Annotated in this window: 15 protein-coding genes; 7 read left to right on the top strand and 8 right to left on the bottom strand. The window is 33.6% G+C overall.

The annotated features are described in order from the left end of the window. The coding region (locus tag FI695_01130) for a hypothetical protein (protein ID MQG50567.1) at positions 1 to 200 on the bottom strand (200 nt) is incomplete at its 3' end. A 68-nt stretch (positions 201 to 268) separates the two neighbouring features. Here FI695_01130 and FI695_01125 point away from each other — a divergent pair. Together FI695_01125 and FI695_01120 are read left to right on the top strand one after the other, a co-directional pair. After that, positions 269 to 1111: an SDR family oxidoreductase gene (locus tag FI695_01125; GenBank protein MQG50566.1), complete on the top strand. Its 843-nt coding sequence runs from the start codon at positions 269 to 271 to the stop codon at positions 1109 to 1111. Between the two features lie 17 nt (positions 1112 to 1128). Then, positions 1129 to 1932: an A/G-specific adenine glycosylase gene (locus FI695_01120; protein ID MQG50565.1), complete on the top strand. Its 804-nt coding sequence runs from the start codon at positions 1129 to 1131 to the stop codon at positions 1930 to 1932. Position 1933: 1 nt separating this feature from the next. On the opposite strand, the gene FI695_01115 is transcribed toward FI695_01120, so the two are convergent. The 6 genes from FI695_01115 to FI695_01090 form a co-directional block, all read right to left on the bottom strand. Continuing rightward, positions 1934 to 2233: a DUF971 domain-containing protein gene (locus tag FI695_01115; protein MQG50564.1), complete on the bottom strand. Its 300-nt coding sequence runs from the start codon at positions 2231 to 2233 to the stop codon at positions 1934 to 1936. A 15-nt stretch (positions 2234 to 2248) separates the two neighbouring features. After that, entirely contained in the window at positions 2249 to 2539 is a 291-nt protein-coding gene (locus FI695_01110; GenBank protein ID MQG50563.1) for a ferredoxin family protein, read from the bottom strand. Positions 2540 to 2629: 90 nt separating this feature from the next. Continuing rightward, positions 2630 to 4111 (bottom strand): glutamate--tRNA ligase, encoded by a 1482-nt coding sequence (locus FI695_01105; GenBank protein ID MQG50562.1) that lies wholly within the window; start codon positions 4109 to 4111, stop codon positions 2630 to 2632. Between the two features lie 37 nt (positions 4112 to 4148). Continuing rightward, positions 4149 to 5069, bottom strand: coding sequence for an RluA family pseudouridine synthase (locus FI695_01100; protein MQG50561.1), 921 nt, complete (start codon positions 5067 to 5069; stop codon positions 4149 to 4151). Continuing rightward, complete coding sequence (lspA, locus tag FI695_01095; protein MQG50560.1) at positions 5032 to 5538, bottom strand: signal peptidase II; 507 nt, start codon at positions 5536 to 5538, stop codon at positions 5032 to 5034. Before lspA ends, FI695_01100 begins: the two co-directional genes overlap by 38 nt. A 33-nt stretch (positions 5539 to 5571) precedes the next feature. Further along, entirely contained in the window at positions 5572 to 6258 is a 687-nt protein-coding gene (locus FI695_01090) for a hypothetical protein (GenBank protein ID MQG50559.1), read from the bottom strand. Positions 6259 to 6367: 109 nt separating this feature from the next. On the opposite strand from FI695_01090, the gene ltaE reads away from it, so the two are divergent. The 3 genes from ltaE to FI695_01075 are packed head-to-tail and all read left to right on the top strand — an operon-like array spanning position 6368 to position 9770. Continuing rightward, positions 6368 to 7402, top strand: a complete 1035-nt coding sequence (ltaE, locus tag FI695_01085; GenBank protein MQG50558.1) for a low-specificity L-threonine aldolase — start codon at positions 6368 to 6370, stop codon at positions 7400 to 7402. Positions 7403 to 7414: 12 nt separating this feature from the next. After that, positions 7415 to 8833, top strand: coding sequence for an amidase (locus tag FI695_01080; protein MQG50557.1), 1419 nt, complete (start codon positions 7415 to 7417; stop codon positions 8831 to 8833). 16 nt (positions 8834 to 8849) lie between these two features. Continuing rightward, the gene (locus FI695_01075; protein MQG50556.1) at positions 8850 to 9770 is read left to right on the top strand and encodes an alpha/beta hydrolase; all 921 of its coding nucleotides are present in this window, start codon (positions 8850 to 8852) and stop codon (positions 9768 to 9770) included. 45 nt (positions 9771 to 9815) lie between these two features. Here FI695_01075 and FI695_01070 read toward each other — a convergent pair whose 3' ends face one another. Further along, a complete protein-coding gene (locus tag FI695_01070; GenBank protein MQG50555.1) occupies positions 9816 to 11183 on the bottom strand; it encodes an L-seryl-tRNA(Sec) selenium transferase in 1368 nt (455 codons plus the stop codon). A gap of 168 nt (positions 11184 to 11351) precedes the next feature. On the opposite strand from FI695_01070, the gene FI695_01065 reads away from it, so the two are divergent. Continuing rightward, entirely contained in the window at positions 11352 to 11957 is a 606-nt protein-coding gene (locus FI695_01065; protein MQG50554.1) for a dephospho-CoA kinase, read from the top strand. After that, positions 11924 to 12847: a CbbQ/NirQ/NorQ/GpvN family protein gene (locus tag FI695_01060; GenBank protein MQG50553.1), complete on the top strand. Its 924-nt coding sequence runs from the start codon at positions 11924 to 11926 to the stop codon at positions 12845 to 12847. Before FI695_01065 ends, FI695_01060 begins: the two co-directional genes overlap by 34 nt. The last annotated feature ends 3 nt before the right edge of the window (positions 12848 to 12850 follow it).

Raw genomic sequence — 12850 nt, 5'->3', positions numbered from 1 at the left:
GTATCAATAGTATCTATTAATCTTTGGATTCGAATATGGTATGGCACGTCTTTTTGAACATGACCTAAATGCCAGCACCGATGAATATTACATTTGTAATAACCTAAAGTTTCCTTAGAAAAGAAAATACGGCCATATTCTAAGGCTGCATTTTTTGCTTCGTCCTCTGAAAAGAAACGTTTTTTTAAATTGCAGTTCATGCCCATTAGGAGTACACCTGTACTGCTAGAATAATTAAGCAGATTTTTTTAACAAAATTATTTAACATATGTATGTTTATCGATCTGATTATTCATTATATGAGAGGAATATGCAAATGGACTTAAACATTTCAGGAAAACGCGCGGTTATTACTGGAGGTAGTAAAGGTATAGGAAGAGAAATAGCTTTGACTTTATCTAAGGAAGGCGTAGATGTTTTAATTTGCGCTCGAGGTCAAGAGAATTTAGATAATACAGTATCTTATATACGATCTCAAACTAATGGAAAAGTAATAGGTATTACTGGAGATTTAAAACTAAAATCTGAGTGTGATAAAATTATGGATTTTGCTATTGAAAATTTAGGAGGTGTCGATATTCTTGTGTGTTCTGCAAATCAACCTGGTGGTGGTACTTTTTTCTCGCTGGAGGAAAAAGATTGGTCAGATCACATGGATGTAAAATTTATGAGTAGTTTTCACTGCGCAAGAAAGGCTATTCCTGATATGCAATCAAGGCAATGGGGTAGAGTAATACTAATTGCTGGTATGGGATCTCGAGGTTATAGACCTTATGCTATGGATAATGGACCTGTTTGTGCAGCGTTAGCTAATTTTGGAAAACAGTTAGCAAATCAAGTTGTAGGAGACGGAATTTGTGTAAATGTTATCTTGCCTGGTATTACCAATACTCCAAGACGTATAGAAAGAATGAAAACAACAGCCAATTTAGAAAATAAGTCTTTAGAAGAAGTGGAAGCACAAGAACTTCAAGGTATTCCTATGGGTAGGTTTATAAGATCAGATGAAATTGCTGATTTAACTGCTTTTCTTTCTTCAGATAGAGCAGCTTCAATAGTGGGGCAAAATATAGCAATTGATGGAGGCGCTTCAGAAGCAGTATTTTATTAATAAATGAAGGTTTATTTGTGGAAGTAGAAGAATTTAAAAATATAATAAATTCGTGGTATTTGTTTAATCGTCGAGATTTACCTTGGCGTAAAACCTTTGATCCTTATTCTATTTTAGTTTCTGAAATAATGTTGCAACAGACACAGGTTTCAAGAGTGTTAAATTTTTACGATAAATTTTTAAATACATATCCGAATTTTTCGAGTTTGGCTGGTGCTGATAATAAGAAATTATTTGAATTATGGAATGGATTAGGTTATTGGAAAAGGGCTTTAAATTTGAGGAAAATAGCTGAAATTATTCAAGTAAAATATGGAGGTGTTTTCCCAAATGATATAGATATACTAAAAACGTTACCAGGTGTTGGAGAATATACTTCTGCAGCACTCAAATGTTTCATCTATAACTATCCGATAGCATTTGTAGAAACCAACATTAGAAAAGTTCTTAAACATTTTTTCTTTCCTGATATCGAAAACATACCTGATAAACAAATATATAGAATTGCAGATTTAGTGTTAGATAGGAACAATCCTAGAGAATGGAACTATGCTTTAATGGATTATGGTTCTAGTGAATTGAGGTTAAGAAAAGTAAGCAGAAACGCTAAGAAAGAATCCTTTGTATTATCAAATAGATATTATCGTGGTGTTTTAATTAGATACATTAATCAAAAAGGTAAAGTTTCTATAGATGAGATAAATATTTTATTAAATGAAAAAAATGAAAATAAAATTTCTAGTAACAGAATAAAATTGATTTTGGAATCCTTAGTCAAAGATCAATTAATAATCTATAAAAATGATAAATACTTTATATAACTTATTGATTTTGAGTTTCACATAACTTGCGAAGAGTTTCAAAAGGATAAATACCTGTTGTGTGTAGATCCGTCCATAAGAACTGGACTGCATATTTGCCAATATACATGTAATCTATAGCCTGAATATCAGAACTAATTTCAGATAGAGAAATCACTCTGACACCAGTCATTTCGTTTACACAGTGGGCGCATCCACATTGAAACCTAACCGTTCGATATTCGTACGAACACCAAACCCCGTCGTTCCATAATATGTGAATTCCATCAGGAAGTAATTTAATTTCTTCTGGTATATTCAATGAATTGTTTAGTTATTAGGCTGGTTTAAGATCATTTACTTGTTGACGAGCTGAATCAGCATCATCGAAATAATCGTAATTTACTTTGATCCAACCTTCCCATTTGGTTGGTACATCTTCTTCTGCAAAAATAGCATTTACAGGACATACCGGCTCACAAGCAGCACAGTCTATACACTCGTCTGGATTTATGTACAACTGTCGATCATCTCCTTCGTCTACACCATAAATACAATCAACAGGACAGACGTCAATACATGATTGGTCCTTTAGATCAACACAAGGTTCGGCAATGATATAAGTCATTCTAGATTTCCTCCCACGGAATTGTGAAAAAAACTAAATATATGTATTAAAGGCATGTTAGGCCTCGGGAATATTATATTGTATGCTTGATTATGTTGCAACGCTTAAATATTCCATAAAGTTTTGCATTCTTTCAATAGATCTTTTTTTTCCTAATAATTCAAAAGTAATAAATAATGGTGGGGATACTTCTTTACCAGTTATAGCTATTCTTATTGTACCGAATAAGTCCCGAGGTTTACATTGATGTTTTTCTAATAAATCGCGTAATGAGGTTTCTATTTTATGTTCTGTAAAATCATCGATATTATTGATTATAGTAATTGCTTCTTTATATATTTCTAGCGGTAAGGATGCTTTTGATTTTAATAGTAGCCGCTGTTGTTCATTTGGTTCTGGAGTTTCAAAGAAGAAGTTGCATACTGGCCAAATTTCCTCTGGGTTAATTGTTTTAATTCGTTCTTTTAAGATTTCTAACACCGTTTTTACACTATCTTGAGTGATTGGTGTTTCTAGTTTAATTTTATTAGATTTACAATAAACATCTAATTCATTAGCTATAGATGCAGTAATATAATTATCACTAGAAGTTTTTATATACTGACTATTCATCCAATTGAGCTTTTCTGTATTGAATATAGATGGAGATTTTCCGATTCGATCTATAGTAAATACATCGATTAGATTTTCGATAGAAAAAATTTCAGTTTTATCATCAAGTGACCAACCCAATAAAACTAAAAAATTTAGCATAGCCTCAGGAAGATACCCATTAGTCTGGTACTCAAGTATAGAGGTAGCCCCGTGGCGTTTTGAAAGTTTTGATTTATCGCTACCTAATATCATTGGTAGATGTGCAAAAGCTGGAGGCGTATAGCCAAAAGCATTATATAGAAGAAGGTGTTTAGGAGTACTAGAAAGCCATTCTTCGGCTCTTAATACATGTGATATTTCCATTTCGTGGTCATCCACAACATTTGCTAGGTGATAAGTTGGATAGCCATCCGATTTTAATAATACAAAATCATCTAACAGAGTGTTTTGAAACTCAACCTTTCCTCGGATTAAATCATCCACTACGATTGTATTTATATTTTCAGGTATTTTAAATCTAATTACGTAGGGTAAGTTTTTAGCTTCTTTATCTGAATTATTTGCATTTCTACAACGACGGTCATATTGAGGTGGAAGTTTTTGTTTTTGTTGATTTAGTCTCATTTGAGTTAATTCTTCTGGCGTACAATAACATTTGTATGCCCAGTCATTATTAATCAGTAGATTGGCTGCATTTTGATACAATTCTAATCTTTCTGACTGCATGTAGGGGCCATGGGAACCGCCTATTTCCGGGCCTTCATCCCAATCTAACCCTAGCCATTTCAATCCAGTAATTATTGATTCCAGAGCTCCATCTTGTTTTCGAGCTTGATCTGTATCTTCAATTCGTAATATGAATTCACCTCCATAGTGGCGACAAAACAACCATGTGAAAATAGCTGTTCTCATATTACCTACATGTGGTTCACCTGTTGGGCTTGGAGCAAATCGTGATCTTGGTTTATTTATTGTCATAGATATTAGAGCCTATATTTGTGTATTTTTTAGAATATTATACTAAGTTTTCTAAGGTATATGTTAGATCGTTGGGTAACTCTGCAGTAAATGTTTCAATATTATTTGATTCTGGTATTTTAATTGTTATTGAATAAGCATGCAAAAATTGTCGTTTTAGAAAATCTACTCTGCCACCATAAAGCTTATCGCCAGCTATAGGATGCCCTATTGCGGCCATATGTACTCGAATTTGATGAGTTCGTCCTGTTTCAGGTTGGGCGCAAATTAGTGTGTAATTTTGGAATTTATTAATTGTCTCGTAATATGTAAAAGCTTCTTTACCATAAGAATTAATAGACATTTTTTTTCTATTTTTTTGATTTCTTGATATTGGTCCTTCAATTCTTGACTTATCCTCTTTGGGAGTACCTTTGACTAAAGCATAATAAGATTTTTTTGCTTTTCTATTTTTTAATTGTGATGATAAATCACTATGGGCAAGTGTTGTTTTGGCTATAAGTATTACCCCTGATGTGTCTTTATCCAATCTATGAACTACACCGGGTCTATATTTATCACCAATGTTTGCCAATTCTGGATAGAGTTTGATGAGTCCATTTACTAACGTGCCATGAAAATTTCCAGCACCTGGGTGTACTACCATTCCTGCAGGTTTATTCACAACAATTATGTGTTCATTTTCATATACAATGGGTATTTTAAGATCTTCAGGCTCTAAAACAAATTCTTTTTGATTTTCAAAATTTATTAAAAGATTAAAAGAGTCTGGAACTGAAAATGATGGATTAATCGGCAAATTATTTACTAAGATTTGTTTATTTGTAATCATTCTTTGGATTTTATTGCGAGACAAATATGGAAATTGTTTTGCAACAAATAAATCGACTCTTGTTGGTGATATCTTTGTGTATTTATATTCAGTTTTTATCGTTTGCTGTTTCATCATTACCTTCATTAGATTCTACTGTGGGATTTTTTATATATGCCCAAATGATGATAAAGATACTGATTACTATTGCACTATCGGCAATGTTGAAAATATACCATGGTCCAACGTCAATAAAATCTGTAACATGTCCTATAGTAATTCTCTCTAATAGATTACCTAATGCCCCTCCAATTTGCATGCCAAGACAGGTACGCAAAATTAATGGAGGTAGATCAGAATTCTTGAAATATAGTAGTAAGATAACTATTGCCACTATTGAAGCAATTAGTAAAAAAGTAGTTTGCCCTCGAAATAAACCGAAAGCACTTCCGGTATTGAGTGTGTGTGTAAATCGAAAAAATCCCTCTTCAGGAATAGACTGTCCGATATATAAATTTTCTTTAACTATCCATTTGGTAAATTGATCGATTGCCAGGACAAATATCATTACACCTACCATATAAATGTCTAGCAACCAAGATTTATTTTGTTCCAAAGTATTTCCTGTATCATTTTATTAATATTTTATTTATTTTAAGGTACTGTTAAAGAAATCACCAATTTTATTTGATAGCTGAGGGATTTCATTGGAAAAAAAATGATCGGTATGGTCTATTTTTATAATTTCAGAGGGTTTGCAAAAATCTCTAAGCATAGTGTTATAAAGGTCTTGTTCAATTAATTCATCTAAATCCCCGTAAACGAAAAGCTTTTTTATAGATAGTATTTGATCTGCAAAGTTTATATTTGAATTAGTATTCGATAAAAGAAGACTTTGTAGATTATTGGAAGGGCATGCTATAAACGCAAAAGATTCAATATTAATATCTATATTGTTTGTTTGAATTTGAAGAAATAAATTAAAAGTAGTTGAAGCTCCAAAAGAATATCCAGCGATACCTATTTTAGCTTGGTTAATAGTAGGTAGGGTGGCTATATATTTATACGCAGAAATAATATCAGTAACTTCTCCCTTGCCATTATCAAAAGTGCCTTCACTATTTCCCACACCACGAAAATTGAATAACAAAGAACCAATCCCTAGTTGGTATAAATTTTGTGCGATATCTATAACAATATTGTTGTACATATCTCCACCATATAAAGGGTGGGGGTGACATAGTATAACGCAAGGGATATTATCTTTAGATTCTGGTATTGAAATAACACCTTCTAATGTTAAATTCTCCGATAGAAATTCAATACTTTTTTGCATTATTTTGTTCTTTCAATATTTGTCAGGTTCAAAAGTAATTTTATATTATTTTGTTTTTTTCTATAATACATACCAATTGATAACATAGGTTTTTAGGAGTGATTTGGATATGAATAAGATCATTGATTTACGAAGTGATACTGTTAGTTTGCCCACCGATGAAATGCGTGAAGCAATATATCGAGCTGAATTAGGTGACGATGTTTATGGAGAAGATCCCACTGTAAACGCTTTGGAGGCTAAAGCTGCACAAATATTTGGAATGGAGTCCGCAGTATTAGTTGCTAGTGGCACCATGGGTAATTTAGTTGCAAGTTTAGCTCAATGCCAAAGAGGAGATGAAGTTATAGTAGGAAATAAATCTCACCTCTTACTTTACGAAGTTGCAAATTTAGCAGTTACTGGAGGCATACAAATAAGACCTATTGAAAATAAAGATGACGGTACCTTTGATTTAAATGAATTAGAATTAGTTATAAGGGGAGATGATATTCATGTACCTAGAACTAAAATGGTTGTAATAGAAAATACACACAATAGGTGTAGTGGAGCAGTAATAGGGCTTGATCATATGAAAGAAATATCACAATTAGCCCGCTCAAGAGATATGAAAGTTCATATTGATGGAGCTAGAATTTTTAATGCTGCGCTAGCTTTAGGAGTTACCCCAGATAAGTTAGTTGAAAATGCAGACACAATTACTTTTTGTCTGTCAAAAGGTCTTAGTTGTCCGATTGGTTCTATAGTTTGCGGTAGCGAAGAAACAATTCTTGAAGTACGAAGAAATAGAAAAATGCTGGGAGGGGGAATGCGTCAAGCTGGAATATTTGCAGCAGCTGGCGTTGTCGCATTAGATACTATGGTTGATCGGATGAGTGAAGATCATAAAAATGCAAAAACCCTTGCACAAGGTATAGCGGAAATCGATGGATTGCAAGTAGAGCCTACTATGATTAAGACAAATATTGTAATTGTTGAGGTTTTGGCGAAACCTATCACTAAATTTATTTCTGATCTTAAGGATAAAGGTTTATTAGTATCACATGCTGATACTAATAGAGTTAGATTGGTAACACATTATGGTATTGAAGAATCTGATATATCTAAAGCTTTGGAAATTGTTGATTCAGCAATTAGTAATTAGTGGTGGTGTCATATGGATAGTCAAGAATTATGTTGGATTAAAATCTCTGAGCTTTCTGAGAAAATCAAATCCAGAAAAGTTTCTGTTAAAGAAATAGTCGAGTGTCATATAAAACAAATTGAAAAATATAATCCTCAAGTAAATGCAGTAGTTACTACAGATTTTGATAGAGCTTTGGCTACAGCTAATAAACTAGACGCAAAACCTCAGAATCATGAATTGCCATTGTTGTTTGGCATACCTGTGTTACATAAAGATTTGGTCCCAACTAAAGATTTGCGGACTACATATGGATCACCTTTATACAAAGATAATATACCTGAGATAGATGGTTTGATAGTTCAACGATTAAAAGAAGCTGGGGCAGTAACATTAGGGAAAACGAATACGCCAGAATTTGGAGCAGGTTCTCAAACATTTAATCAAGTTTTTGGGGCTACATTGAACCCTTACGATTTAACGAAAACTTGTGGTGGAAGTAGTGGCGGATCTGCAGTAGCTTTGGCGTGTGGTATGACACCGATTGCTGATGGTGGTGATCTAGGCGGTTCGTTGAGAAATCCAGCTAATTTTTGTAATGTGATAGGCTTTAGAACTTCAGTAGGAAGGGTTCCAACGTGGCCTTCAGATCAGCCTTGGTCTTCTTTATCTGTACAAGGTCCCATGGCTAGAAATATTGAAGATTTAGCATTAATGTTAACAGTTATCTCAGGCCCTGATTTGAGAGCACCTGTTTCATTAAGCGATAAGATAGATTTTAGTAAATCTTTAACTGAGAGATCCTTTAAAAATATCAAAATATCATGGAGTGTCGATTTTGATGGGCTTCCTGTAGATGGGCGAACAAAAACAGTTATTGAATCACATAAAGCTGTTTTTGAAGAATTAGGATTTGAAATAGATGAAATCTGTCCAGATTTTTCTTTAGCAAGAGAGGTTTTTGAAACTAAACGAGCATATGGTATGGCAACATCTCATTTTGAGAAATTAACGACTCATAGAGATCAATTAAAAGATACCGTAATATGGAATACTGAAGAAGGTTTAAGGCTTTCCGCCTTGGATTTAGGTCGAGCTGAAGTTAAACAAGCAGAACTATTTGAGACAATTCGATCATTTATGGAAACTTATGAATTTATGATTTTCCCTGTAAGCCAAGTACCTCCTTTTCCTGTAACAGAAGAATATGTAAAAGAAATTAATGGTCACAAAATGGGAAATTATATAGATTGGATGAAATCGTGTTATTACATTACCGCTACTGGCCATCCAGCTATCTCTGTTCCTTGTGGTTTTACTGAAGATGGCCTTCCTGTAGGGATACAAATAGTGGGTCGATATAGACAGGAAGCAAGTGTGTTGCAATTGGCCAAAGCGTTTGAGGATAGAACAGAATATTGGAAAATAAGACCTAATTTGGTACAAGTTTGAAAAGAAAGGTAGTTTAATGGCATTAGATGAACAATCACAACAATTGTTAGAACAAATAAAGGCTCTAAACTTACCCCCAGCTAATACTGTTACGCCATCTGAAGCGCGGGAAAATTATGCATCTCGACCTCGTTTACCCGGTCCTGAATTACCTTTTGTAAAAGATATGAATATTATCTTGGATGATGTAAGTGTTCCTTGTAGATTGTACAAGCCGGAATTAAATAAAACGCTACCAATAATAGTTTGGTTTCATGGAGGGGGATGGGTAATAGGTAGTGTTGATGGCTCAGATGGAACTGCTCGCCATTTAGCTTTAGGGTCTGGATTTGCTGTTTTATCAGTAGATTATCGACTTGCGCCAGAAACGAAATATCCTGGACCATTTAATGATTGCTACGGTGTAACCAAATGGGTGTATGAAAATGCAGATCAGTTGGACATAGACCCAAAAAGGATTTCGGTAGGAGGAGATAGCGCTGGAGGAAACCTGGCTGCAGCTGTTTCTCTAAAGACTCATGATGAAGCAGTGTTTAAATTACAATCTCAATTATTGATTTATCCTTGTTTGGATTCTAATTTTACTCGAAAATCGTATATTGCGAACGACTCAGGTTATGTTCTTACGGCTCCTGTTATGAAATGGTTTTGGGAGCAATATACAAATAGCCCTGCAGATTTAAATGATCCATATGTTTGTCCAATGAAATATCCCGATTTTACAGATTTACCAAAAACAATGATTATTGTTGCCGATCACGACCCTTTGTATGATGAAGGTGTTGAGTACCACAATCGGTTATTAGAAGCAAATGTTTGCTCATCACTTATTGAATTTACTGGAGTAATGCATGGCTTTTTTTCACAGGTTGGAGTCTTGGATAAAAGTCAAAAAGCAATGAACGACTCATGTAATTTTCTAACAGGTTTAATGTAGTATTTATCGTATAATTGTATGAAAAATGCAATAATGTGAATACAATTATGTATTAATATTGTTAATTATACTTGCTAAAGTTTTGATTTGATTTGAATGTATTGTCCTTAGGTCAAATAATAATTTCGAATTTTCGCTTCTGCCGATAATGGAAGGGGTACTTTCTCTTAATATTTTCCTAAAATTTTCTTGACCTAAAGGCATATGCTTTTCATCAATTCCTATTACAAAAGTTTCTAATTCTTGCCCAGGTAAGCTACCACCGCCAATTTGCGATACACTTTTTTCAATCGTTGTTTTGTACTTGATTAGCTTTTGTAATTTTTCAGCTTTTGTTAATATTGCTTTTTTGTTCATTTTTATCATTTGCCATACTGGAATTTTTCTATCGACTTCCCCTCTGACATAATGTTCAAGTGTACGATGTAAACCTGCCAAATTGAATTTATCTAATCTGAAACTTCTTGCAAGTGGATGTCTAATTGTCTTATTAATTAATTCTTTTTCCCCAATTATGATGCCTGATTGAGGACCTCCTACTAATTTATCTCCTGAAAATAAAGTTATATGGCATCCTGATAAAACGCTTTCTTGTACGGTTGGTTCGTGTTCAATTCCATAATTTTCAGTATTAATTAGGCATCCTGAACCTAAATCATTAATTAACTTGATATTGTATTTATTTGCTAACACTACTAATTCATCTAAATCGGGGCTTTTCGTAAAACCTATCGTTTTGAAGTTACTTGGATGAACTTTTAGTATTGCTGCAGTATTTTTGTTGATAGCATTTTCATAGTCTGATAAGTACGTCCTGTTTGTTGTTCCAACTTCAGTTATATGGACTCTACTTTGATTTACAATATCTGGAATTCTAAATCCTCCACCTATTTCTACTTGTTCACCTTTAGAAATAATTACTTCTTTATTTTCACAAATACTAGTGAGTGTAAGTATTAATGCTGCAGCATTATTATTCACTACATTTGAAGCTTCTGAGTTTGTTAGATAATTTATTAAATGTTCAACATGTTTATGTCGTGAAAATCTTTCTCCAGAAACAAGATCGAATTCTAGATTACTATAGTTAATAGCTATATCTTTTATTACCTCAGTTGACTCCTTACTTAATAACGCTCGTCCAAAATTTGTATGTAAAATTATTCCTGTTCCGTTGATTATGGTTTTGGGAAAAGTATTTAACTTATTTCCAATGTAAATTTGTATATCTGAAATTATTTCAGATATATCAGGAGCTTTAGTACCATTTTTCATATTTGTTCTAAAATTTGTTAAAACAGTACGAATTGTGTTAGTGACATATGAGCGAGAAAAGATGTTACAGAGCTCTTCTACTAAAGGGTCTCTTAGTACAGCGTCTACACTAGGTATTTTTTGTAATTCATTCACCATTATAATCTTCTAAATGGATTAAATTAAGTTGCTTGTAGTTATTTTATATATGTATATATTAAACCAAACTCTCAACTAAGTCATTATAAACTAATTTACCTCAAATTCTTGCTTGACCCCTCGATCTTTTGGAATGTACAATTATTCGATGGTTTGTGAGGAAAAATTATGTTTGTAATCGGTTTAATCGGCGGAATAGGGTCTGGAAAAAGTTCTGTGTCAGAGATACTTAAATCTTTAGGTGTTGATGTAATAGATGCAGATAAGGTTGGTCACGAAGCATACACTCCTGATTCTGAAGGTTGGCGAAAAGTAATTTCAGTTTTTGGTCAAGATATTGTGGGACCTGACAAACAGATTGATCGGAAAAAATTAGGATCAATAGTATTCAGCGATCCTAATGAAATGGATAAACTTAACAAACTTATGCACCCAATAATACATGATTTAGTTAAGGAAAAAATTAAAAATTTCTCTGATCAAGGAGTTAATGTAGTTATATTGGAAGCTGCTATATTGATTGAAGCAAATTGGCAAGATTTGACTGATGAAATATGGCTGGCTAAAGCAAATCAAGAAGTTGTGATAGAAAGAGTACAATTAAGGAATAATTTTACTCGTGAAGAAATCATTAAGAGAATACAATCACAAATGTCTAACGATGAACGTGAAAAACATGCAGATGTTGTAATTGATAATGATGGAACAATTGAACAACTTCACGAAAAAGTCAAAACTTTATGGCATTCAAGAGTAAACGGGAGGGTAACGTGACTCAAAAGAAAAGTAATCGCAATTTAGCTCAGGAATTTATGATAGAAGAATATACTGTTGAAGAAGAACCATTTTATGTTCCCGTAACTGATGAAGTCGAAATGTTTGAGGCGGCATACAAACAAAGAATACCAGTTCTTCTTAAAGGTCCTACTGGTTGTGGGAAAACACGATTTGTTGAACATATGGCATGGCGCTTGGGTAGACCTGTAACTAAAATTAAAACAACAAAAACAAATGATGATACGGGTTCTGGATTACCTTTAATTACAATAGCTTGCCACGAAGACTTAACTGCAAGTGATCTGGTTGGTCGATACCTTCTTGAAGGAGAAGAAACAAAATGGATTGACGGTCCTTTGACGCGAGCAGTTCGGGCAGGGGCAATATGTTATTTGGATGAAGTTGTAGAGGCAAGAAAAGATACAACTGTTTTAATCCATCCACTAACTGATCATAGAAGATTATTACCAATTGAAAAGCGAGGACAAGTCGTTCAAGCAGACGATGGATTTTTATTATGTATGTCTTATAATCCTGGATACCAAAGTGCATTAAAGGACCTAAAACATAGTACTAGGCAAAGATTCGTTGCTCTTGAATTTGATTACCCTGATCAAGATTCTGAATCAAAAGTTATAGCTCATGAAAGTGGTGTAGATAGTGCAATGGCCGAGTCTTTAGCTAGACTAGGAGAAAAAGTACGAAACTTAAAAGATCACGGTTTGCAAGAGGGAGCAAGCACGAGATTACTAATCTATGCTGGAAAACTAATTAAACATGGAATACCACCGCGACGAGCATGCCAATCAGCTGTAGTATGGGGCGTTACTGATGATCAAGAAGTGCAGAAAAGTATTACTGAAGTAATAATGTCTATTTTTGAATAGGGG

The organism is SAR202 cluster bacterium (genome assembly GCA_009392515.1).
Lineage (GTDB): Bacteria > Chloroflexota > Dehalococcoidia > Lucifugimonadales > UBA6952 > UBA6952.
The sequence above is the reverse complement of the archived record's forward strand: the minus strand, read 5'-3'. Positions and strand labels throughout refer to the sequence as shown.